This window comes from Arthrobacter sp. NPDC057009 (assembly GCF_042673905.1).
Taxonomy (GTDB): Bacteria; Actinomycetota; Actinomycetes; order Actinomycetales; family Micrococcaceae; genus Arthrobacter.
This window is the reverse complement of record NZ_JBHUSB010000009.1, coordinates 107,107-129,584: the sequence shown is the minus strand read 5'-3', so window position 1 is coordinate 129,584 and position 22,478 is coordinate 107,107. Positions and strand designations below refer to the sequence as shown.

The window sequence follows — 22,478 nt, the reverse complement described above, 5'->3', positions numbered from 1 at the left end:
CCCTCCCGGGCCGCGGAAGGAGAATAAACGTGAGAATCAAAAAGCTCCTGGGCGCCGTCGCCGTCGTCCTGGCCGTTACGGTGGGGGCCACCGGCTGCGGAAGCCGTCCCGGCGCCGCGTCCAGCACCAGCAGCGCCGACGCTGCCGGCGCCCTGGTGGGGATCTCCATGCCGACGCAGACGTCGGAACGGTGGATCGCCGACGGCAAGAACGTCTCGGAGTCCCTGGCCAAGCTCGGCTACAAGACGGACCTGCAGTACGCCAATGACGACATCCCCACGCAGGTTTCCCAGATCGAGAACATGCTGACCAAGGGGGCGAAGTCCCTGATCATCGCCGCGATCGACGGCACCACGCTGACCGATGTCCTGGCCAAAGCCAAGGAGCAGAACGTCAAGGTCATCGCCTATGACCGGCTGATCAACGGCACCCCGAACGTGGATTTCTACACCACCTTCGACAACTATGAGGTGGGCGTCCAGCAGGCCACGTCCCTGCTGACCGGCCTCGGCCTGGTGGATTCATCCGGCAAGAAGGTCGAGGGCAAGGGCCCGTTCAACGTGGAGCTCTTTGCCGGCAGCCCGGACGACAACAACGCGAATTTCTTCTGGACCGGCGCCATGGACACCCTGAAGCCGTACCTGGATGCCGGCACTCTGAAGGTCCCCAGCGGCCAGACCAAGTTTGAGCAGGCAGCCATCCTCCGCTGGCAGGCCGCCACCGCCCAGAAGCGGATGGAGGACATCCTCACCGCCGCCTACGGTTCGGGCAAAAAGCTCGACGGCGTGCTGTCACCCTATGACGGCCTCTCCATCGGCATCATCTCGGCGCTGACCAGCACCGGCGGCTACTCCAAGGGCGCGCTGCCGGTGGTCACCGGCCAGGATGCGGAAAAGGGCTCGGTGAAGTCCATCGTCGCGGGCGAGCAGTACTCCACGATCTTCAAGGACACCCGCAAGCTCGGCGAGCAGGCCGTGAAGATGGTGGACGCGGTCCTGAAGGGCCAGGAGCCAGAGACCAATGACACCGAAAGCTACAACAACAAGGTCAAGGTGGTTCCCGCCTTCCTGCTGAAGTCCGTAATCGTCACCAAAGACAACTACAAGCAGGAACTGATCGACTCCGGTTACTACACCGACGCCGACATCAAGTAATCCGGCAGCACGACGGCGGGGAGCCTGCACGCGGGCGCCCCGCCCCCTTAAAACCGCCCCAATAAGACAGATCAGAACAGATCAGCGGGAATTGACCAATGAACGTACCCATTCTTCAGATGCGCGGGATCACCAAGACCTTCCCCGGCGTCAAAGCCCTCCAGGATGTCACCCTGGATGTGAACCGCGGTGAGGTCCACGCGATCTGCGGCGAAAACGGGGCAGGCAAGTCCACCCTGATGAAGGTGCTCTCCGGCGTGTACGCCCACAACACCTTCGAGGGGGACATCCTCTTCGAGAACGAGCCGTGCGACTTCGCGTCCATCAGCGACAGCGAAAAGCGCGGCATCGTAATCATCCACCAGGAGCTGGCCCTGAGCCCGTACCTGTCCATCGCAGAGAACATCTTCCTGGGCAACGAAATGGCTTCCCGCGGCTGGGTTGACTGGCGCAAAACCAATCTGGAGGCAGCCAAGCTGCTGGCCAGGGTGGGCCTGGATGAAAACCCCGTCACGCCCATCCAGCACATCAGCGTCGGCAAGCAGCAGCTCGTCGAAATCGCCAAGGCCCTGTCCAAGGAAGTGAAACTGCTGATCCTGGACGAACCCACCGCGGCCCTGAACGATGAGGACTCAGACCACCTGCTGGACCTGATCCTGCACCTTAAGGGCCAGGGCGTCACCAGCATCATCATCAGCCATAAACTCAACGAAATCCGCAAGGTGGCGGACGCCGTCACCATCATCCGCGATGGAAGGTCCATCGAGACCCTGCGCGTGGACCAGGGCCAGATCACCCAGGAACGCATCATCCGCGGCATGGTGGGCCGCGACCTGGACAGCCTCTACCCCGAGCGTGAACCGCAGATCGGCGAGGAAGTCCTGCGCATCGAGGACTGGACAGTCCAGCACCCGCAGGACCACACCCGCACCGTGGTCCACAATGCCAGCCTCAACGTCCGCAAGGGCGAAGTGGTGGGGCTCGCCGGACTCATGGGAGCCGGCCGCACCGAACTGGCTATGAGCGTCTTCGGCCGCACCTACGGCCGGGCGGTCTCCGGAAAGGTGTTCAAGTACGGCAAGGAAATCAACACCTCCACCGTTCCCGAGGCCATCCGCAATGGCATCGCCTACGCCACCGAGGACCGCAAGCACTACGGCCTGAATCTCATCGAGGACATCAAGCGGAACATCTCCATGGCTGCCCTGCCCAAGCTCGCCAAGCGCGGCTGGGTGGACAAGAACAAGGAAACGACGGTGGCCAACAGCTACCGGAAGAGCATGAACATCAAGGCCCCCTCCGTCGCGGCCATCACCGGTAAACTCTCCGGCGGCAACCAGCAGAAGGTGGTCCTGAGCAAATGGATGTTCTCGGACCCCGACGTGCTGATTCTGGACGAGCCCACCCGCGGCATCGACGTCGGCGCCAAGTTCGAGATCTATACGATCATCGCCGAGCTCGCCGCGCAGGGAAAGGCCGTCATCGTGATCTCCTCAGAGCTGCCCGAACTCCTGGGCATCTGCGACCGGATCTACACCCTGTCCGCCGGCCACGTCACCGGTGAAGTCCCCATCGCCGAGGCCTCCCAGGAGACCCTCATGCACTACATGACCCAAGAGAAGGAATAACGAACCATGTCCGCCTTACGCGAATCCCTCGGCTTCCTTGCAAGCCGCCTCCGCCAGGTCGGCATCTTCGTCGCCCTGATCCTGATCGTCCTGCTGTTCCAGGTCCTCACCGACGGAATCCTGCTGCAGCCACAGAACGTCACCAACCTCGTCGTCCAGAACAGCTATATCCTCATCCTGGCCATCGGCATGGTCATGGTCATCATCGCCGGCCACATTGACCTCTCCGTCGGCTCCATTGCCGGGTTCATCGGCGCCGTCGCCGGCGTGATGATCGTGCACTGGGGCTGGGCCTGGTGGGCGGCCATCCCGGCCTGCCTCCTGGTCGGGGCGCTCGTCGGCGCCTGGCAGGGGTACTGGATCGCGTACGTCGGCATCCCCGCGTTCATCGTCACCCTGGCGGGCATGCTCATCTTCCGCGGCCTGACCCTGATCACTCTCAAGAACCAGCAGATCACTCCGTTCCCGGACGAGCTCCGCGCCCTGGGCGGCGGTTTCCTGCCCGACATCTCCGGCGGTACGTCGGTGCTTGAATGGCTCACCGTGATCCTCGGCGTCGGCGGCACCGCAGCCCTGCTGTTCCAGGCCATCAAGGAACGCCGCATCCGCCGGAAGTTCAACCTCGAGAACGAACCCATGGCCTGGTTCGCCACCAAGACCGCGTTCATCGCCCTGCTGATGCTCGTCATCACGTTCCTCCTGGCCAGCTACCGCGGCACCCCGATCGTGCTGATCGTCCTTGCCGGCCTGGTCATCGCCTACTCCGCGCTGATGAACAACAGCATCTTCGGCCGCCACACCTACGCCATCGGCGGCAACCTGCACGCCGCCGAGCTCTCCGGCATCAAGACCAAGGCCGTGACCTTCAGGCTCTTCGTGAACATGGGCGTCCTCGCCGCGCTGGCCGGCCTGATCTTCACGGCCCGGCTGAACTCCGCCCAGCCCGCGGGCGGCACCGGCTTCGAACTGGACTCTATCGCCGCCGCGTTCATCGGCGGAGCAGCGGTCCAGGGCGGCATCGGCACCGTGGCCGGGGCGATGATCGGCGGCCTCATCATGGGCGTCCTCAACAACGGCATGTCCATCCTGGGCCTCGGCACCGACTACCAGCAGCTGATCAAGGGCCTGGTGCTCCTGCTCGCCGTCGGCTTCGACATCTTCAACAAGAACCGCGCCGGCGGCGGATCCTCCATCGCCAAGCGCTTCAAACTGAAGACCACACCGCCCGCCGCCGAGGAGACCAGGGCAGCGGCCGAAACGCCGGCACCGGTGGGCGCCAGCGCCCGGGAATCGAGCAACGCCTAGGCGGCAGCACAGTTAAAGTACGACGACGGTCCCGCACCTTTGCGAAAAGGTGCGGGACCGTCGTCGTACTGGCTGCGAAGAACTACCGGGGCGCCAGCCAGATCTACCTGGGCGCCGCCGTCGAGCCCCGCACCACGAGCCTTGGGTTGAGGACCGATGCCGCGCCCGAGGGGCCGTTTTCCAGATCGGACAGGAGCATGCTGATGCAGCGGGCGCCGAGCTCAGTGAAGCCCTGGTTCACGGTGGTCAGGGGCGGGACGAAATAGCCGGCCTCCGGCTGGTCGTCGAAGCCCACCACGCTGATGTCCTCCGGGACGCGCAGCCCGGCCTCCCTGAAAGCGCGCAGCGCGCCCAGGGCCATCTGGTCATTAGCCGCAAAGACGGCCGTCATGTTCGGGACGGCGGACAGTTCCAGCCCGGCACGGTAGCCGCTCTCGGCGCTCCAGTCCCCCGGAATCAGCACGCCTTCCGGCAGGCCGGCCTGCTCAAGGGCACGGCGCCAGCCCTCGGTCCGGGCCGCGGCGTCCATCCAGTCCTGCGGACCTGAGATGTGGGCGATTGCGGTGTGGCCAAGGTTCACGAGGTGCTGCACGGCGAGGGCTGCGCCGGCACGCTGGTTCACGGCCGCGACCGTCAGGCGTTCATCCGCCCCGAAGCCCACGGCCACCAGCGGGACGGACACGGTGATGGCGCGCAGCGAGGCAAGCATGGTTTCGTGCGGAACGATCACCACGATCCCGTCCACGGACTGCAGCAGGAAGTGCTCGAGGGCAGCGCGGATGGCGGCAGGTGTCACCTCGCTGAGGCTGGCCATGCTGACGGCATAGCCCTCGTTCCGGGCAGCGTGCTGGACGCCAAGAAGCGTGTTGGCGGGGCCGTAGTGTGCGGTGCCGGCGGCCAGGACCCCGATGGCCTGGGAGCGCCGGGTGACCAGGCTGCGGGCCGCGGTGTTGCGGCGGTAGCCCAGCTCGGCGATGGCACGTTCCACGCGCTTACGGGTCCGGGCGCTGACATTTGGGTGCATATTCAGCACCCGCGACACCGTCTGATGGGACACGCCAGCGAGGCGCGCCACGTCCTCCATGACGGGAGGACGTGGCGCGGGGCTGGCTGTCACTGTATGGGGTCGGTTGTCACGTGGCGAAGATGCTCCAGGATGCCCGGTGCGTGGCTCCCGGCTCCAGCCGGATCAGGTCCATGCCTTTGTTGAAGGCATCGGGCGGGCAGGTCATCGGCTCCACGGCGAGGCCCAGGCGGTTGGGAAACGGAGGCTGCTTGTCGGCGGTGTGGATCTGCAGCCATTGGCAGGTGCGGTCCCAGGCCATGCCGACGCCGGTCCCGGCCGGGTCCCGGACCAGCACGCGGGCCTGCCCGCCGCCGTCGAACGCTATGTCCGTGAAGGCGTGGTCGATCTCCGTGGCGCCGATGGCGCGCGGTGTCCGGAAATCAAACTCATGGCCGTCCACGCTGCGCGTTTCCTTCGGCAGCAGCCGGTCCGGGGTGACCTCAAGGAACGTTCCGGCCGGGATTTCGAGGACCCATTCATCGAGGCGTGACGGGCCTGCCACGAGGTACGGATGCGGGCAGACCCCGTAGGGCGCCGCCGTGCCGCCGAGGTTCCTGGCCGTGACGGTGCTGTGCAGGCCGTCCTCCGCCAGCCGGTATTCGACGGCGATGCGCAGCTCGTGCGGGTAGCCCGCCGTCGGCTGCGGGGAGCAGGACAGCGTGACGGACGATTCATCATGGGACTCGAGCGTCCATTCCAGGGGGAACACCAGCCCGTGGAGGGCGCAGCCGCGGTCGGTCTCGTTGACCGGGACCTCGTACTCGGCGCCGTCGAACGTGTACCGGCCGTCGGCGATCCGGTTGGGCCAGGGCGCGGCGACAATGCCCCGGTAGTCAGGGATGGGGCCGCCCTCCGGGAAGGGGACAATGAGGTCCCGCCCCCGATGGCGCATCTCGCGCAGCGCACCTGCAAGTGCCGCAATGGTGGCGGTGTACTCCCCCGCCCGGATTTTGTATTCGGTCACAGGCCTATTTTCGGTCACAGCCTGCCGGCCAGCCGGTAGTAGGCGGCGTTCCAGGCGAGTTCCTTCTTGAACTGTTTGATGGTGGTTCCCTCGTCGATGGTGAGGAGTTCGGTCTGGGCGATCTCCGCGAAGTCCTCGAACACGTCCACGCCCACCTGGGTGGAGAGGACGGTGTGGTGCGCGGCGCCGGCGGTCAGCCAGGCGGCGGCGGAGGTGGCGAAGTCCGGCTTCGGTTCCCAGAGGGCGCGTGCCACCGGCAGGTTGGGCAGCGGCTGGTCGAGGTCGACGACGTCGACGGCGTTCGCCACGAGGCGGAACCGGTCGCGCATGTCGGACAGGGCGACGACGACGCCGGGGCCGGCGTCGGTGTCGAAGACCATGCGGACCGGGTCCTCCTTGCCGCCGATGCCCAGCGGGTGGATCTCGACGCGCGGCTTCTTGGCGGTCAGCGAGGGGCAGACCTCCAGCATGTGTGCGCCCAGGATCTTCTCCTGGCCCGGCGCGAGGTGGTAGGTGTAGTCCTCCATGAGCGAGGCGCCGCCGGGCAGTCCGGCCCCCATCACCTTGGCGGCGCGGATCAGGATGGCAGTCTTCCAGTCGCCCTCGGCACCGAAGCCGTAGCCGTCGGCCATGAGCCGCTGCACGGCCATGCCGGGCAGCTGCCGCAGCTCGCCGAGGTCCTCGAAGGAAGTGGTGAAGGCGGCGGATCCATTGGCTTCGAGGAAGCTGCGGAGCCCCAGTTCGATCCGGGCGCTGTAGCGGAGGGAGTCGTGGCGGGCTCCGCCCGCTTTGAGTTCCGGTGCCACGTCGTAGAGCCGCTCGTACTCGGCCACCAGAGTGTCGACGTCGGACTCCTCTGCGCCGTGGACGGCGTCGGCGAGTTCGTTGACGGACCAGGTGTTGACCGAGACGCCGAAGCGGAGCTCGGCCTCGGTCTTGTCGCCTTCGGTGACGGCGACGTTGCGCATGTTGTCGCCGAAGCGGGTCAGCTTCAGGTTCCGGACGGCGGCCCAGCCGGCCGAGGCGCGCTGCCAGATGCCCACCTGGCGGGCCACCTCCGGGTTGGAGACGTGGCCCACCACCGTCTTGCGCGGTACGCCCAGCCGCGACTGGATGTAACCGAACTCGCGGTCGCCGTGCGCGGCCTGGTTCAGGTTCATGAAGTCGAAGTCGATGTCCGCCCAGGGCAGGTCCACGTTGGCCTGGGTGTGCAGGTGCAGGAGCGGTTTGCGGAGCAGGTCCAGGCCCTGGATCCACATCTTGGCCGGGGAGAAGGTGTGCATCCACGCCGTCACACCGATCACCGAGTCGTCCGAGTTGGCCTCCAGCGCGGTGCGGCGGATCGCGTCCGAGTCCGTCAGCACGGGCTTCCATACGAGCCTGACCGGGACCTCGGAGGACTCGTTAAGGGCCGCCGCGATCTCCTGGGACTGGGCGGCCACCTGCTTCAGGACGTCCTCGCCGTAGAGGTGCTGGCTGCCGGTGAGGAACCAGACCTCATAGTGCTCGAGGGAGGTGCTGTTGGCGTTGGACATGGTGTCTCCTTGGAAAGTCTTGGGGTGTAGGGGTCCGGACCTAGCGTCCGTAAACGTTCTGGTAGCGGTCGTAGAGCGACTCGATCTTGCCCGGGTCGATGGCCAGCGGTTCGCCGAGCTGGCGGGAGACGTGGACCGTGCGGGCCACTTCCTCGCACATCACGGCGGCCTTGACCGCGGAACGGGCGTCCTTGCCGATGGTGAACGGCCCGTGGTTCTGCATCAGCACGGCGGGCGAGTTGGAGCCCCGCAGGGTTTCCACGATGCCGCGGCCGATCGAGTCGTCGCCGATCAGCGCGAACGGGCCCACCGGGATGGGGCCGCCGAACTCGTCGCCCATCATCGTCAGCACGCACGGGATCTCCTCGCCCCGGGCGGCCCAGGCCGTGGCGTAGGTGGAGTGGGTGTGGACCACGCCGCCGACGTCGGGCATGTTCCGGTACACGTAGGCGTGCGCAGCGGTGTCCGACGACGGCGTGAGGTCCGGGTTCTCCCACTGGGCCGGAACGCCGCTGGCGTCCGCGCTCAGGCTGCTGACCGGTGTCCCGTAGAGGTCTGTGACCACCATCGCCTCGGGAGTCAGGGCATCGTAGGAGACGCCGGAGGGCTTGATGACCATGAGGTCATAGCCGGGGATCCGGCCGGACACGTTCCCGGCAGTCCACACCACGAGGTCGTAGCGGGTCAGCTCGGCATGCAGGTCGCAGACCTCGCGGCGGACACGGGCAATGGATTCCAGCAGAGCGCTCATGCCGAAACCTCCTCGGCAGTCAGGGGGACGGAGTTCAGGGATTCGTCGGGCAGGGACTGGGTACTGCTGCGCTGGATGGCCTTGAGCCGGTGCATGACCTCGTTGGTTCCCCTGCCGAAGTAGTCGTGCAGGGTGCGGTATTCGCGGAACAGCGCATCGTAGGCTGCCACGTTTTCGGGGATGGGTGTGTAGACGGCCCCGGGTGCGGCGCCCATCGCCTCGGAGGCGGCCCTGACATCGGCGTACTTTCCGGCGGCGACGGCGGCGTGGATGGCCGAACCGAGGGCCGGACCCTGTGCGGAGCCGATGGTGGAGAGCTGCAGGCCGGTCACGTCCGAGTAGATCTGCATGAGGAGCTTGTTCTTGAGCAGGCCGCCGGCCACGATGAACTCCTTCACCGGCACGCCGGAGTCCCGGAAGGCCTCGACGATGGTGCGGGTGCCGAAGGCCGTGGCTTCGAGGAGCGCCCGGTAGATGTCCTCCGGCCGGGTGGCCAGCGTCTGGCCGACCACGATGCCGGAAAGCTCGTGGTCCACCAGCACGGAGCGGTTTCCCGAATGCCAGTCGAGCGCGATGAGGCCGTGCTGGCCGATCGCCTGCCCGGATGCCAGCTCCGTCAGGTATTCGTGGATGCCCTTCCCCGCCTCGGCAGCGGCCTGGTGGTATTCCGGCGGAACGCCGTACTTGGTGAACCAGCCGAAGATGTCTCCCACGCCGGACTGGCCGGCCTCATAGCCCCAGAGCCCCGCCATGATCCCGCCTTCCACCACACCGCACATGCCCGGCACTTCACGGAGCTCGGCCCCGTTCATGACGTGGCAGGTGGAGGTGCCCATGATGGCCACGAGCTGGCCGGGTTCCACCGCCTTGGCCGCGGGGGCGGTGACGTGCGCGTCCACGTTGCCGACGGCGACGGCGATTCCCTCCGGCAGCCCGGTCCAGGCCGCGGCCTCGGCGGTCAGGTACCCGGCGGCGTCGCCCAGGCGGCCGATGGCGTGGTAGAGCTTAGCGCTAACAAAATTCTTGAACTGCGGGTTCAGCGCGGCGAGGAAGTCATCGGACGGGTAGCGCCCGTCCTGGTAGATGCCCTTGTATCCGGCGGTGCAGGCGTTGCGGACGTAGTTGCCGCAGAGCTGCCAGACGATCCAGTCGGCGGCTTCCACCCAGTGGTCCATTTCGGCGTAGGCCCCGGGGTCCTCCTCCAGCAGCTGCAGCCCCTTGGCGAACTCCCACTCGGAGGAGATCAGTCCGCCGTACCGCGGCAGCCAGGATTCGCCCAGCTCAGCGGCCAGCGCGTTGATGCGATCGGCCTGGCCCTGCGCGGCGTGGTGGCGCCACAGCTTTACATACGCGTGGGGGCGGTTCGCGAAACCCGGCACCTCGTTCAGCGGGGTCCCGTCCGCCTTGACGGGCACCATGGTGCAAGCCGTGAAGTCCGTCGCGATTCCGACGACGGCGGCAGGGTCGATTCCGGCGTCAGCGATGGCGGCGGGAACAGCGTGCCGGAGCACGTCACGGTAGTCGTTGGGCACCTGGAGTGCCCATTCCCCGGGAAGCCGGGCGGCTGTTCCGCCCGCTGCGCCGGCCACGTCCGCCGGAAGTGCCTCCGTGATAACCGCGTGGGGGTAGTCGAACACGCCGCTGCCAAGTTCCTTGCCGTCCCGGACCCGCACAACCACGGCCCGGCCGGACAGGGTGCCGTAGTCCACCCCGATGACATAGTTTTCGCTGCCGTCTGCTGTGACGTCCATGAATCCTCCAGATCAACCGCCCGCCTGATGCATCGGGCTGAAACCATTGTGAGCGCTAACAACTTTGCCCGTCAAGTGCTGGCGGTCACTGATTTGGGGGACGTGCGCGGTCAGGCGGGGGCGGAAGTGCTGCGCCGCACCACGAGCTCGGGCTCCACCACGGTGGTGCTCACCGTGTCACCGTTCGCGATGGCGTTCAGCATCAGGTCCATGCACCGCCTGCCCAGCTCCTCGAAATCCTGGCGCACGGTGGTGAGCGGCGGGGTGAAGTAGCCCGACTCCGGCTGGTCATCGAAGCCCACCACAGAGACGTCCTCGGGAACCCTGACGCCGGCCTCGTTGAAGGCCCGGAGCAGGCCCAGGGACATCTGGTCGTTGCCCACGAACAGTGCGGTGGCGGCCCGCTCGGCGGCAAGCTTCCGGCCGATCTCATAGCCGCTGCCGGCGCTCCAGTCCCCCTCGACCACCAGGCTGTCGTCCAGTCCCGCCGAACGCAGCGCAGCACTCCAGCCCTCGGCGCGCGCCACCGCATCGATCCAGTCCTGCGGGCCGGCTATGTGCCCGATCCGCCGGTGCCCCTGTTCGATCAAATGCCCGACGGCGAGCTCGGCTCCCCGCTTCTGGTCCACCATGGCACCGCTTACCGCCTCACTGCCCAGGGAACCCACAGCCACCACGGGAACGCCCGGGTTCAGCTCGGCCAGGGCCAGGAGTGTCTCCGAATGCGGCACGATCACCACGATGCCATCCACGGACTGGTCGAGGAAGTGCCGGATGGCGTCGAAGATCGCTTCCCGGTTCACCGAGCGGAGGGCTGCGATGCTGACGAAGTAGCCGGCGTCGCGCGCGGCCTGCTCAACCCCCAGCAGCGTGTTGGCGGGACCGTACTGCGACAGCTCGCTGCCGAGCACGCCGATGGTCTGCGACTTGCGGGTGACCAGGCTCCGGGCTGCGGTGTTGCGGCGGTAGCCCAGCTCGGCAATGGCGGCCTCCACGCGCTCGCGCGTGCCCTTGCTGACGTTGGGGTGGTTGTTGATCACCCGGGAGACGGTCTGGTGCGAGACTCCCGCGCGTTCCGCCACATCCTCAAGCCGGGGCATCCGGCCGCTGCTTTTTGCCATGGGGTAATTGTGCGTGACCCGCAGCCATCTGCACGAATGGACCCGGCGCCAACCGACGCGGCCGGACGTAAACTGATGGGAGCAAAGGAGCGCTGGCGATGGACGGCAAAGTTCATCATTCGGGGGGCGGATCATCCGCACGGCACATGCTGACGGGCCTGCTGCTTCTGCTCGCTCTTTTCGCCGGCTATCTGACAGGGGCAGCCCCGGCACGCGCTGTATCGCTCAACGGCCACGATATCTCCTGGCCCCAATGCCCGACGGCGGTGGGCGGCTTTGGCCTGCCGCTGCCGCCGGCGTCGTCCCAGTTCGTGATTATCGGACTGACGAAGGGGCTGCCCTTCACCGAGAACCCGTGCCTGGCCAGCCAGGTTGCGTGGGCGGCCAACAACCGCAAGCCGGCGCAGGCGTACACCATGGCCGCCTTCCCTACCGCCGCGCAGCTCACCACCTACCGGGCCCAAGGGCCGTGGTCCGCAGCCACCCGGGCGGGGCAGCTGTCCAATGTCGGCTATGCGGAAGCCAAGTTCGCCGCGGCGAGCCTGGCGCGGGTCGGGTTCGCACCGCGCGTGGTGTGGATCGACGTCGAGCCCCGCCCCGCCCAGCCGTGGCCAACCGCGAGCGCGGCCCAGCAGCGCGAAAACCGGTACATCATCGAGGGCCTGATGCGCGGGCTGCGCGATTCCGGCTACTCGTACGGCCTGTACTCGTTCGCTTCGGGCTGGGCCAGCATCACCGGTTCCTGGCGGCTCTCCGGCGTCCCGGTATGGGCCACCGCCGGCCGGCTGGATTTCCCCGGCGAAGCCCAGAACCTTTGCCGCACGGCCAGCTTCTCCGGCGGCCGCGTGTACATTTCCCAGTGGTACGACGACGTCCGCGACTACGACCTGACCTGCGACCCCTACGCCTTCACTCCGCTGCCTGTTCCGGCGTCCACCCTGTCCCGCTCGACGGCCGACTTCAACGGGGACTGGAACACCGACATCCTGGCCCGCGTAACGGCCACTGCCGAGCTGCGGCTGTACCCGGGGAACGGCCGCGGAGGCCGACTGCCCGGCGTGCGCATCGGCACCGGCTGGAACGGGTTCAGCGCCCTTGAAACGCCCGGCGACTTCAACGGCGACGGCCCCCAGGACGTCTTTGCCCGGGAGGCCGCCACCGGCCAGCTGTGGATGTACCGCGGCAACGGCACCGGCGGGTTCCTCCCCCGGATCCGGATCGGCACCGGCTGGAACAGCTTCAGCGCAATCATCGGCCCCGGTGATTTCAGCGGCGACCAGCGCGTTGACATCCTCGCCCGCGAGTCTGCCACCGGCGTCCTCTGGCTCTACCGCGGCAACGGCACCGGCGGGTTCCTGCCGCGGGTCCGCGTCGGTTCCGGCTGGAACGCCTTCAACGCCCTGGTGGGACCGGGCGACATGAACGGCGACGGGGCCGCCGATGTGCTGGCGCGGGAGGCGGCCACCGGCGTCCTGTGGCTTTACCGCAGCAGCGGCACGGGCGGGTGGCTCCCCCGCATCCGGGTGGGCGCAGGCTGGAACGCGATGACCGCCGTCGTAAGCTCCGGTGACTTCAACGGCGACCGCAACCCGGACCTGCTGGCACGGGACACCGCCGGTGTCCTGTGGCTTTACCCCGGGCTCGGGACGGGGCAGTTCGCCTCCCGGGTGCGCATCAGTGCCGGCTGGAACGGGCTCGCCCCGCTCTTCTAGCCCGGTTTCGCCCCTTGCCACCATCTCAATGAGGGGGCGTGCGCCTAAAACACCCAACGTTTTTCCAAGCCACCGCCCCCACTGTAGTTGCGCGGGGCAACAACAAGAGCAGACCGCCCCGAAGGAGGCGAAGACCCATGCCAGAACAATCAGGAAGCAGGAACAACGTGTCCCGCCGCACCCTGTTGCGGCTCGGCGCAGCCGGAGGTGCCGGCGCGGCCGTCGTCGCCGCCGAGGGCTGGGCCGGTCCGCTGCTCGCGCAGAAGGGACTCCTTTCGCCCGACGGCGCGTTCGCCGCCTCGTCCACCGCCCTGGGCGACCTGCTGTTCTACATCGAGGCATTCCCCACGAGCCCGCTGATCCTGTCGCCGTTCAAGGACCAGTTGCCCGTCCCCAGGGCCCTGGCCCCGGTGCCGGCCGTAGGTGACGGCATCACCAAGGGCTACACCGAGTGGAATGATCCTCCGGGCCCGGGGCAGGGACAGCAGAGTTCCTTCAAGAATGAGCAGCACCAGATCTGGCCTTCCAAGCTGAACTACCCGGACCCGCTTGTCTACAAAATCGACCTGCTCCTGCGGCAGCACGCGTTCACCACCTCGCAGGTCCTGCCGATCGACGCGAACGGCAGGCCCACGATCTCGTTCGACGAGAAGCGCAAGACGTACCCGGCCGGCACCAGGCGCACGCTGCCGCTCAGCACGATCTACGGGTTCAACGGCACCTTTCCCGGCCCGATGATCAACGCCGAGTACGGCAAGCCCGTCCTGGTGCGGTTGGAGAACCGCCTCGACGAGAATCCACTGAACCTGGACCGCCAGGACTTCGGCTCGCCGGACTGGTCCTTCCTGACCCACCTGCATAACGGACACACGGCACCGGAAAGCGACGGCAACCCGCACTACTCCATGGTGAACGGCCCCAAGTACGAGGGGTACCTGCCAAAGACCTTCTGCGACAACCTGTACCTGAACTGGCCCGCCGGGAACGATGACCGTGAAAAGCAAAGCTTCTTCTGGTTCCACGACCACCGGATGGACCACACCGGCTCGAACGTCTACAAGGGCATGGTGGGCCTGTACCCGATCTACGACCCGAAGAACGGCATGGACATGGGCGACGAGCGCCAGGGCCTGCGGCTGCCAGGGGTCCGGAAGGACAACCCGGACGGGTCCTTCGACGTGGACTACGACATCCCGCTGGCGATCTTCGACTGCCGGCTCGATGACGGCGTCACCGTGCACCAGGACATCCACGACGTGCAGAAGGAGTTCCCGGACGCCAAGAATCCGGCCAAGCACCCGGAGTGGTGGGGCAAGACCTTCTACAAGCACTTCCCCAACCACGGGTTCGTGGGCGACATCTTCACGGTGAACGGCACGGCCTTCCCGGTGCTGGAGGTGAAGCGGCGCAAGTACCGCTTCCGGTTCCTGGACGCCTCAGTGGCGCGCATCTACGAGTTCAAGCTGATGAGCTCCACGAAGGGCCCCAGGACGTCGGCGTCACTGGGCTACAAGGGTGATGAGCTCGAGGGGCAGTACCGCATCCCGGACGCGCAGCAGTGCATGCAGTTCACCCAGATCGCGTCCGACGGCGGGCTGCTGCCGTTCCCGATCAAGCGCGATTCCTTTGAGCTGTGGCCCGCCAAGAGACGCGAGGTGGTGGTCGACTTCAGCCGTTACCAGGACGGCACCCCCACCACTAAAGGTGACGTCATCTACCTCACCAACGTGATGAAGATGCCCAACGGGCGGATGTGGTCCAACTCGTCCCGCTTCTCTCCGGACCCGAACTACAAGGTGCCGGTCCTGAAGATCGTGATCGGCGACGATGCCCCCGACAACAGCCAGATTCCGGTGAAGATGCGCGACCTGCCGCCGCTGCCGGGCAACTGGCAGACGATGTTGGACAACCGGCTGATCTTCGAGGTGGAGCGCGGCTCGGGCGGCGGCGAAACGGAATGGCTCATCAACGGGAAGCCCTTCGTGCCGGACACGGTGGCGACAAGTTTGAAGAACCGGGCCGGCCGCTCCCCTCTGGCGCAGCAGCGGAAGGGCAGTTTCAACCTCTGGGAGATCCGCAACGGCGGTGGCGGCTGGGTCCATCCCTTTCACCTGCACATGGAGGAGCACCGCACCGTCATGCGGAACGGCCGGGACGTGACCAGGGGCGGCGACAAGGCCCATCCGGACGATGTCTCCCGTGAGGACCTGGTGGCCCTGGATCCCGGCGAGTCGGTGATCATCTACCGCGGCTTCCGGGACTTCGTGGGCCCGTATGTGGCCCACTGCCACAACCTTGCCCACGAGGACCACGCCATGATGTTCGGCTGGGAGATCACGCCATGACGGCGGTCCCGTGGCGAACGGTCATCCCGCTGGCGGCGATGATGGCCTACGCCGACGGGTTCTGGATGGTGTCCCTCAGGGGTGCCGTGGGGGCCATCGAACGCACCCAGGAGCCCTTTATGAGCTGGCTCCGGGAGTCAACCGCGCTGCTCCCGGTGTTTGTCCTGGCGGTCATCGCGGCCCTGACGCTGGCGCTGCGCTGGTTCGGGCCGGTGTTGTCGGGCAGGAAGGCCTTCTGCACGGCTGCGTTGCTGGTTGCCGCGGCCGGCACCCTGGCCGGAACGCTCACGCTGGCTGCAAGTGAAGCCTGGGACTACGCCCTGCAGCACGAGCTGATGAGCACCATGCACCATGCGGGCTCCGGACAGTCTGTGGAACAGCTAAACCAGGCGTCGCTGGGACTGCAGCTGGCCGCTCTGGGCTATGGCGCCGGCCTGCTTCTGGCCACCAACCTCGTGGTGACCGGCTGGACGGTGGCGATCCTGGGCGGGCGGCTGGACGTCAGCCGCCCGCCGAAGGCGGCCTCCCACCGCACCCGCCTTGCGCGGATCGCAGGCATGGACCTCAGGCAGACGCTGGCGGCGGTGGCACTGTTTGGCTGTGCTGCCATCCACCTCGCGGTCATCCCGGGCCACCTCGACCACTGGGTGGTCGCCAGCGCTTTCTTCCTCGCCCTGGCACTGGCGGAGGTGGTGGGCGGCGTCCTGCTCCTCGGCCGGCCAGGCCGGAACGTCCTGGTTGCTGTCGCCGCCGTCTGCGTGGTTCCGCTCGCGCTGTGGCTGTGGTCCCGGACCTCGGGGCTGCCGGTCGGGCCCAACCCCGGCACGGCGGAACCCGTCGGCCTCGCTGATTCGGCCGCGGGGCTCCTGGAGCTTGGCACCCTGGTGATCGCCGTCGTCCTGTTTCGCAGCAGGCACCGGGGAACAGCCGGGACGGAGAGGCGGACAGCGGCGTCGGCCCACGTCCGTGCACTCGCAGTGGTGGGCGCCGTCGCCATCGGATCCCTGGGCGTAGCCGGTGCCGTTCCCGGGTGGCTTGGCGACGTTGGCACCCCGGGGAACACCACGCACGGCATCCCCCATTAGGGCTATTTCACTGCACAGCTGACACGGCGACGGCGGTCCTTTTCCGGGGGGTCGCCGTCGCCGTTGTGGCGAGAAATTCTGGTAACAGGCAATTTACATTCCTGAAACCTAAGGCTGTTTCCGGAGTCCTATGTTGTGGGGACTAACGGCATTCGTCAGGTCTCAGCAAAATGCCACCCACCGATTTTTTGAGTGGAGTTCGAAATGAACGCTGGAGATGTTGCCTGGATCCTCGCAAGTTCTGCACTGGTGTGCATGATGATTCCCGCCCTGGCCCTCTTCTATGGAGGCATGGTGGGTTCGCGCCGGATCCTGAACATGATGATGATGTGCTTCGGCGGGGCCAGCCTGGTGGCCGTGCTGTGGGCACTGTTCGGTTACTCGCTGGCCTTTGGCAATTCCGTGAACGGACTGGGCCTGATCGGGGACATCACGCAGTACGCGGGCCTGGAGCCAATGCTGAAGGACAATCCCGACGCCGCCCTGCCGGCGGCGCTGTTCACGGCCTTCCAGCTGTTTTTCGCGTGCGTCACCACCGCGCTGGTGGCCGGGGCGGCCGCCGGCCGGATGAAGTTTGGTGCCTGGATGGTGTTCGCAGGGGTGTGGGCCACACTGGTGTACTTCCCCATCGCCCACTGGGTCTTCGCGTTTAGCTCCGCGGACGGCTCGGTGGCGGGCGGCTGGATCGCCAGCGGTATTAAGGCCATCGACTTCGCCGGCGGAACCGCCGTGCACATGAACGCGGGCGCCGCCGCCCTCGCCCTCGCGCTGGTGCTCGGCCGCAGCTCCGGCTGGCCGAAGATGGAGCATACCAAGCCGCACAGCCGGCCCCTGGTGCTGGTGGGCGCCGGCCTGCTCTGGGTCGGCTGGTTCGGGTTCAACGCCGGATCCGCACTGACCGCGGGCCACTCGGCGTCGGTGGTGTTCCTCAACACGGCCGTGGCTGCAGCCGCCGGCCTGCTCGCCTGGGCACTCGTGGAACGGATCCGGCACGGCGCCACCACCAGCATGGGTGCGGCCTCAGGCCTCGTCTCCGCCCTCGTGGCCATCACCCCCGCCTGCGGCGCGGTCAGCCCGCTTGGCGCCGTGGCCATCGGCGCCATCGCCGGCGCTGTCTGCTCGCTGGCTATCGAGTGGAAGTTCCGCCTGGGCTTCGACGACTCACTCGACGTGGTGGGCGTGCACCTGGTGGGCGGCATCATCGGCACGCTCCTGATCGGCATCTTCGCCACCAGCAGCGCCCCGAACGGGGTCAGCGGCCTGCTGTACGGCGGCGGGCTGCAGCAGTTGGGCATCCAGTCACTCGCGACCGTTGCCGTGCTGGCCTACTCCTTCGGCCTGACCTGGGTGATCGCCAAGGTGGTTGACATGGCCATGGGCCTGCGCATCCACGAAGCCGACGAACTCCGCGGCATCGACATCGCCGCCCACTCCGAATTGGCCTACCTCACAGATGAGGACCCCGTAAACCTCGGTTCCTCACCCCGGACCTGAACCAGGTCCTTCACGACCACAGATCCTTCGTGAACGCCAGCGGCCCGATGGTCTCAGGGTCGGCGGCAAGGTCGAACTGCGCCGTGTACCCGGTGTTCAGGTACAGGTGCTTGGCCTCCGGCTGGCGCGGGCCCGTGGTGAGGTAGACGCTGCCGTACCCGCGCTCCGCTGCCAGCCGCTCCAGCTCCGCCAGCACCCGCCGGGCCAGGCCCCGCCGCCGGTGCGCCGAGTGCGTCCAGATCCGCTTGAACTCGGCGGTATCCGCGTCATACCGGCGGAAGGCCCCGCCGGCCACGGACTCGCCGTCCTCCTGGATGATCAGCAGGGCGCCGTGCGGCGCCTCGAATTCCTCGGCCGGGTACCTGTTCAGTTCCTCCGCTGCCCCGTCCCGGCCGAACAGGTCCCCGTAGCGGGAGTCGTACTCGACGGCAAGCTCATCCAGGAGCGGACGGACCCGCGGATCGTGCATGGGCAGTTCGAGGACGGTTAGCGGAGAGCCTGACACTGCTGTGAGGATCCTTCGGGCCAGGGCGTCGTTCTCCCGGAACGGCGCGGCGTTGGTGTTGGGCCGTGCGAACGCGCCCGCTCCCCAGCCGGAGGTGCCGGGGCCGATGCCGAACAGGCGGCTCCGCGGTTCTCCCCCGCGGCCCACGATCCGGTGGCCCGAGGTGATCAGGAGCCGGCCGGTGGAGTGCGGGCCGTCGGACGTGAGCAGGTGCTGCTCGGCCCCCAGGCCAGTGCCGTACAGCGAGCGCAGCAGCGGATTCGCGGAGCGCGCCACAGCGGGACCGGGAAGCCGGGCCTCGATGAAGGCCCTGGCCCGCACGCTCACCGGTGACTGCGCCGACCTCGCCACGAACTCGCCGGTGGCATCGTCTGCGGCAACCGCCAGTCCCGGTCCCAGGAACTGCAGCAGCCCGGCGCGGTGGAGGGCCAGCATTTCACGGAGGCGGCGGGGCGGCGGACCGGAATCCACGAAGCTGAAGAACCCGTGCCACCAACCGTGCACTTCCTCCTGCGAACGGGCGTTCAGCCGTTCGGGCGGGACGATCCTGCCCAACTCCATGTACACCTTCAGCAGGGCCATGAACAGCGCCAGCGTTTCGGGATGATCGGGTCCTGTCCGCAGTTCGAGGTCATGCTCGATGTAGCCGGCCACCGCTGCCTGGACCTCATCGTGGCCGGCAAAGAGCTGCCCGCCGAACGGCTTGTCCAGCCGTTCCAGGTCCAGGTGCAGCGCCGGGTCCGGAACCGCCGCGGCAACCAGCTCCTGGCGGGCACTGCTGTACCAGTCCAGCACGGCGAACCGCGCGGCAAAGTCGTCCCAGCCCAGCGCCACCCGCTCCGGGCTGCCGGTGAACAATTCCCGGTAGTAGCCGTAGCCGGCGTCCTTTGCGATCAGGGGCCAGAGGTGGCTGCGGAAGTCCAGTTCGGCATGCTCCGCCAGTAGCGCGCCCACGGCGTCGGCCGTAAAGAACCTGGGCGCTGCCACCGGTTCGCCGCGCAGGGCCACGGAGATCTTGGAGTGAAACGGCACGCCCCTGCGCGACCCGGCCCACAGCCGGGGTTCGGCTCCGGACGGAACGTAGCGCAGCCCGCCGTCGGACGTCTCCTCGAAACGGCCGCCGCGGCCTTCGGTGAGCAGCACCAGCAAATCCACAAACGCCAGCCCCATGCCGGCGACGATGACGTCCTGGCCGGCGGCGATCGGGGAATAGTCGACGTCGGTGGTGTAGCTGGGTGCCGCATGGAACCCGCCGTGCGCGGCCGCGAACGCGGACCAGGCGGCCGAGCGGGCATCCGGCTCGGCGTCGGTGTGCCCCAGCGCGGTAATCACGACGTCGGCGTGCAGGGCGGCGCCGCAGGCCAGCCGCACGCTGTACCCCCCGCCGTCGGAAATTCCAGCGTTGTCTGGTTCTGCGCTGATCGGTTCGACGTTGACGGCGGTGTCGCGGTGGACTGTGACACGGGCGTCGCTGCCGAGGGCGCGGACAGCACGCCGGAAGAACCACTCCAGGTACTTGCTCTGCAGTTGCCGGGTAGGGAAGGTGGCGCCTGTCAGCGAGTGCAGCTGTTCCCTCAGGTGCGTCGGCAGTGCCGGCACGTCGGTGATGGATCCGTCCAGAATGCCGGCAGCCCAGGCCGCGAGTCCCGGTCCGTCGATGGCCGGCCCCTCGCAGACCACGGAGGAGTCGGTGAACATGGTGACGTCGGCCGCCGTGGAATTCAGCATCAGGCCGGGGTTCTGGTCGTAGCGCCAGATCCTGCCGGAACCCGGCTCGTGCGGCTCCACGATATGGATGTGCAGGGGACCTGCCGCCAATTCCGGCCTGTTGGCCGCGAGCCGTTCGAGGATGCCGGCCGTGCGCGGACCGCCGCCAATGAAGACCACGGATGGGTGCTGCGCTGGCATCGGAAACTCCTGGTTGGAAGGGGCCCGTCGAAAAGGGCTGTGAGCCCTCAATCTAGGGTCTGGAGAAACCCCCGGTCGAGGGCCCTGTCACGGCCGTTCACCCCGCGTCATTGGGCGTAAATGAGAGCAAGAAATCGTCTTGTGACGCCCCGCTAAGCGGCGTGAACGAATGCAACGGAGCGCTTTGCCGGACCTTCCGGGCCGACCTAGATTTGCAGCCAACTACCCCCGAAGACCACCCGGAAGAAGCGAGATGGCGCATGAGTTCAGCAGCAACCAGGACGTCCCAGTCCTCCACGGAGACACCGGCCGCACCTGAGCCGCCGGCCGTCTCCGAAACCCCGGCCGCCGTCGCTTCGGGCTCCGCGGGAGAACCGCCTGCCCCCGAAACCCGCGCCGTCGTCGACTATGCCGACTACCGCCTGGTCCCCGCCCGCCGCCCGTGGCGGTGGGTGGGCACCGCGGTGGTGGCACTCGGCGTGGCCGCCGTGGTGTGGTCGCTGGCCACGAACCCGCGCTGGGAGTGGGGCGTGGTGGCCCAGTGGTTTACCGCCCAGTCCGTGGTAAACGGCCTGGTGGAAACCCTCAAGCTCACTGCCATCTCCGGCGCGCTGGGCTTTATTCTCGGCTTCATCCTCGCCCTCATGCGGCTGTCCGCATCGCCGCTGCTGGTCTCCGTGTCCTGGACGTTCTCGTGGATCTTCCGGTCCACGCCGCTCCTGGTCCAGATGCTCCTCTGGTACAACCTGGGCTACCTCTACGAGAAGATCAGCCTGGGCATCCCGTTCACGGACATCCGCTTCTTCGAGGTGCAGACCACCACCCTGATCAGCCAGTTCGCGGCGGCCGTGCTTGGCCTGACGCTGAACCAGGCTGCGTACTCGGCGGAGATCATCCGCGGCGGCATCCTGTCCGTGGACCAGGGCCAGCTCGAGGCTGCCGCGGCCCTCGGCATTCCCGCCTGGCGCCGCTCCACCCGGATTGTGCTGCCCCAGGCCATGCGCGCCATCCTGCCCACGGCCTTCAACGAGATCATCGGCTTGGTCAAGGGCACGTCAATCGTCTACGTCCTGGCTTACTCGGAGCTCTTCTACACGGTCCAGGTCATCTACAACCGCACGCAGCAGGTCCTGCCGCTGCTGCTGGTGGCCACGCTCTGGTACGTGGTGATCACCTCCGTGCTCAGCGTCTTCCAGTACTACATCGAACGCCACTACTCCAAGGGAGCCGTGCGCACCCTGCCCCTCACGCCGCTGCAGAAGGCCCGAAAGTTCTTCGCCACCCACGCACCGGTCAACACCGCCGGAAGGAAATGATCCCGATGAGCACAACTCTTGAGGCCCCCGCGGCCACCCGCGGACTGGTGGAGATCACCAAGGTCAGGAAGTCCTTCGGCGCCACCGAGGTGCTGAAGGGCATTTCCCTCACCGTGCAGCCGGGCGGCGTGGCCGTCATCGTGGGACCTTCCGGTTCCGGGAAGTCCACCCTGCTGCGGACCATCAACCACCTCGAAAAGGTCGATGCCGGATTCATCGCCATCGACGGCCAGCTGGTGGGCTACCGGGTCAAAGGCAACAAACTGCACGAGCTACCCGAGAAGGAGATCCTGAAGCAGCGCACCGAGATCGGCATGGTGTTCCAGAACTTCAACCTGTTCCCGCACCTCACGGCACTGGAGAACGTTGCCGAGGCGCCCGTCGTGGCACCGCGTCCCGGAAAAGCCGGCCGCTCACAGGCGGAGGCCCGCGAGCGCGGCCTCGAACTCCTGGACCGCGTGGGCCTGCGGGACCGTGCCGGCGCCTACCCGCGCCAGCTCTCCGGCGGCCAGCAGCAGCGCGTCGCCATTGCCCGCGCACTGGCCCTGGACCCGAAAATCCTGCTCTTCGACGAGCCCACCTCGGCCCTCGACCCCGAACTGGTCAACGAGGTCCTGGACGTGATCCGCGAGCTGGCAAATTCCGGCACCACCCTGGTCATCGTCACGCACGAGATGGGCTTTGCCCGCGACGTGGCGGACACCGTGGTGTTCATGGACCAGGGCCAGATCGTCGAACAGGGCAAACCCCAGGACATTTTCACCAACCCGCAGGAAGAACGCACCCGGAGTTTCTTCTCCAAGGTGATCGAGCCCGCCTTCAACATCTAAGGAACTCC

The 22,478-nt window shown here is 67.2% G+C and carries 16 protein-coding genes and 1 pseudogene; 9 read left to right on the top strand and 8 right to left on the bottom strand.

Going from position 1 to position 22,478, the window contains the following annotated elements; all coding sequences use genetic code 11:
- Nucleotides 1–29: 29 nt before the first annotated feature.
- From chvE to mmsB, 3 genes are all read left to right on the top strand, one after another.
- On the top strand, nt 30–1,154 hold the full coding sequence (gene chvE / locus ACFTR6_RS11700; protein ID WP_377958047.1) for a multiple monosaccharide ABC transporter substrate-binding protein: 1,125 nt from the start codon (nt 30–32) through the stop codon (nt 1,152–1,154).
- Between the two features lie 98 nt (nt 1,155–1,252).
- A complete protein-coding gene (gene mmsA / locus ACFTR6_RS11695) occupies nt 1,253–2,782 on the top strand; it encodes a multiple monosaccharide ABC transporter ATP-binding protein (protein WP_076799237.1) in 1,530 nt (509 codons plus the stop codon).
- 6 nt (nt 2,783–2,788) lie between these two features.
- A complete protein-coding gene (mmsB, locus tag ACFTR6_RS11690; RefSeq protein WP_076799238.1) occupies nt 2,789–4,087 on the top strand; it encodes a multiple monosaccharide ABC transporter permease in 1,299 nt (432 codons plus the stop codon).
- Nucleotides 4,088–4,190: 103 nt separating this feature from the next.
- Here mmsB and ACFTR6_RS11685 read toward each other — a convergent pair whose 3' ends face one another.
- The 6 genes from ACFTR6_RS11685 to ACFTR6_RS11660 all read right to left on the bottom strand — a co-directional run bounded on the left by ACFTR6_RS11685 (nt 4,191) and on the right by ACFTR6_RS11660 (nt 11,275).
- Entirely contained in the window at nt 4,191–5,171 is a 981-nt protein-coding gene (locus ACFTR6_RS11685; RefSeq protein WP_377958087.1) for a LacI family DNA-binding transcriptional regulator, read from the bottom strand.
- A 49-nt stretch (nt 5,172–5,220) separates the two neighbouring features.
- Nucleotides 5,221–6,117 carry an aldose 1-epimerase family protein gene (locus tag ACFTR6_RS11680; protein ID WP_377958046.1) on the bottom strand — a complete coding sequence of 299 codons (897 nt, stop codon included), beginning with the start codon at nt 6,115–6,117 and terminating at the stop codon, nt 5,221–5,223.
- 14 nt (nt 6,118–6,131) lie between these two features.
- Entirely contained in the window at nt 6,132–7,652 is a 1,521-nt protein-coding gene (gene araA / locus ACFTR6_RS11675) for an L-arabinose isomerase (protein ID WP_377958045.1), read from the bottom strand.
- Nucleotides 7,653–7,692: 40 nt separating this feature from the next.
- Nucleotides 7,693–8,403: an L-ribulose-5-phosphate 4-epimerase gene (locus tag ACFTR6_RS11670; RefSeq protein ID WP_377958044.1), complete on the bottom strand. Its 711-nt coding sequence runs from the start codon at nt 8,401–8,403 to the stop codon at nt 7,693–7,695.
- The gene (gene araB / locus ACFTR6_RS11665; protein WP_377958043.1) at nt 8,400–10,154 is read right to left on the bottom strand and encodes a ribulokinase; all 1,755 of its coding nucleotides are present in this window, start codon (nt 10,152–10,154) and stop codon (nt 8,400–8,402) included. The genes ACFTR6_RS11670 and araB overlap by 4 nt, the downstream gene beginning before the upstream one ends.
- 110 nt (nt 10,155–10,264) lie before the next feature.
- A complete protein-coding gene (locus ACFTR6_RS11660; protein WP_377958042.1) occupies nt 10,265–11,275 on the bottom strand; it encodes a LacI family DNA-binding transcriptional regulator in 1,011 nt (336 codons plus the stop codon).
- A gap of 98 nt (nt 11,276–11,373) precedes the next feature.
- Here ACFTR6_RS11660 and ACFTR6_RS11655 point away from each other — a divergent pair, with 98 nt between their 5' ends.
- The 4 genes from ACFTR6_RS11655 to ACFTR6_RS11640 all read left to right on the top strand — a co-directional run bounded on the left by ACFTR6_RS11655 (nt 11,374) and on the right by ACFTR6_RS11640 (nt 17,911).
- The gene (locus tag ACFTR6_RS11655) at nt 11,374–12,987 is read left to right on the top strand and encodes an FG-GAP-like repeat-containing protein (protein ID WP_377958041.1); all 1,614 of its coding nucleotides are present in this window, start codon (nt 11,374–11,376) and stop codon (nt 12,985–12,987) included.
- 137 nt (nt 12,988–13,124) lie between these two features.
- Nucleotides 13,125–15,332, top strand: a complete 2,208-nt coding sequence (locus ACFTR6_RS11650) for a multicopper oxidase family protein (RefSeq protein ID WP_377958040.1) — start codon at nt 13,125–13,127, stop codon at nt 15,330–15,332.
- Nucleotides 15,329–16,417 carry a hypothetical protein gene (locus tag ACFTR6_RS11645; protein WP_377958039.1) on the top strand — a complete coding sequence of 363 codons (1,089 nt, stop codon included), beginning with the start codon at nt 15,329–15,331 and terminating at the stop codon, nt 16,415–16,417. Before ACFTR6_RS11650 ends, ACFTR6_RS11645 begins: the two co-directional genes overlap by 4 nt.
- 204 nt (nt 16,418–16,621) lie before the next feature.
- Nucleotides 16,622–17,911: an ammonium transporter gene (locus tag ACFTR6_RS11640; protein ID WP_076799248.1), complete on the top strand. Its 1,290-nt coding sequence runs from the start codon at nt 16,622–16,624 to the stop codon at nt 17,909–17,911.
- Between the two features lie 10 nt (nt 17,912–17,921).
- Here ACFTR6_RS11640 and ACFTR6_RS11635 read toward each other — a convergent pair whose 3' ends face one another.
- Together ACFTR6_RS11635 and ACFTR6_RS11630 are read right to left on the bottom strand one after the other, a co-directional pair.
- The gene (locus tag ACFTR6_RS11635; protein ID WP_377958086.1) at nt 17,922–18,380 is read right to left on the bottom strand and encodes a GNAT family N-acetyltransferase; all 459 of its coding nucleotides are present in this window, start codon (nt 18,378–18,380) and stop codon (nt 17,922–17,924) included.
- A gap of 27 nt (nt 18,381–18,407) precedes the next feature.
- Nucleotides 18,408–20,324, bottom strand: a pseudogene (locus ACFTR6_RS11630) (FAD/NAD(P)-binding protein); the annotation flags it as partial.
- A gap of 260 nt (nt 20,325–20,584) precedes the next feature.
- Between ACFTR6_RS11630 and ACFTR6_RS11625 the strand changes: the two are divergent.
- Both ACFTR6_RS11625 and ACFTR6_RS11620 read left to right on the top strand, forming a co-directional pair.
- A complete protein-coding gene (locus ACFTR6_RS11625) occupies nt 20,585–21,640 on the top strand; it encodes an amino acid ABC transporter permease (RefSeq protein WP_172804269.1) in 1,056 nt (351 codons plus the stop codon).
- A gap of 5 nt (nt 21,641–21,645) precedes the next feature.
- On the top strand, nt 21,646–22,470 hold the full coding sequence (locus tag ACFTR6_RS11620; RefSeq protein WP_377958038.1) for an amino acid ABC transporter ATP-binding protein: 825 nt from the start codon (nt 21,646–21,648) through the stop codon (nt 22,468–22,470).
- The last annotated feature ends 8 nt before the right edge of the window (nt 22,471–22,478 follow it).

What these genes read in the sequence shown, in the direction of transcription:
- ACFTR6_RS11685 (WP_377958087.1), bottom strand. Translation starts at nt 5,171, where the DNA reads ATGGAGGACGTGGCGCGCCTCGCTGGCGTGTCCCATCAGACGGTGTCG.
- ACFTR6_RS11635 (WP_377958086.1), bottom strand. Translation starts at nt 18,380, where the DNA reads ATGCACGATCCGCGGGTCCGTCCGCTCCTGGATGAGCTTGCCGTCGAG.
- ACFTR6_RS11655 (WP_377958041.1), top strand. Translation starts at nt 11,374, where the DNA reads ATGGACGGCAAAGTTCATCATTCGGGGGGCGGATCATCCGCACGGCAC.
- ACFTR6_RS11645 (WP_377958039.1), top strand. Translation starts at nt 15,329, where the DNA reads ATGACGGCGGTCCCGTGGCGAACGGTCATCCCGCTGGCGGCGATGATG.
- ACFTR6_RS11650 (WP_377958040.1), top strand. Translation starts at nt 13,125, where the DNA reads ATGCCAGAACAATCAGGAAGCAGGAACAACGTGTCCCGCCGCACCCTG.
- mmsA (WP_076799237.1), top strand. Translation starts at nt 1,253, where the DNA reads ATGAACGTACCCATTCTTCAGATGCGCGGGATCACCAAGACCTTCCCC.
- ACFTR6_RS11640 (WP_076799248.1), top strand. Translation starts at nt 16,622, where the DNA reads ATGAACGCTGGAGATGTTGCCTGGATCCTCGCAAGTTCTGCACTGGTG.
- ACFTR6_RS11670 (WP_377958044.1), bottom strand. Translation starts at nt 8,403, where the DNA reads ATGAGCGCTCTGCTGGAATCCATTGCCCGTGTCCGCCGCGAGGTCTGC.
- ACFTR6_RS11625 (WP_172804269.1), top strand. Translation starts at nt 20,585, where the DNA reads ATGAGTTCAGCAGCAACCAGGACGTCCCAGTCCTCCACGGAGACACCG.
- araA (WP_377958045.1), bottom strand. Translation starts at nt 7,652, where the DNA reads ATGTCCAACGCCAACAGCACCTCCCTCGAGCACTATGAGGTCTGGTTC.
- ACFTR6_RS11660 (WP_377958042.1), bottom strand. Translation starts at nt 11,275, where the DNA reads ATGGCAAAAAGCAGCGGCCGGATGCCCCGGCTTGAGGATGTGGCGGAA.
- araB (WP_377958043.1), bottom strand. Translation starts at nt 10,154, where the DNA reads ATGGACGTCACAGCAGACGGCAGCGAAAACTATGTCATCGGGGTGGAC.
- ACFTR6_RS11620 (WP_377958038.1), top strand. Translation starts at nt 21,646, where the DNA reads ATGAGCACAACTCTTGAGGCCCCCGCGGCCACCCGCGGACTGGTGGAG.
- mmsB (WP_076799238.1), top strand. Translation starts at nt 2,789, where the DNA reads ATGTCCGCCTTACGCGAATCCCTCGGCTTCCTTGCAAGCCGCCTCCGC.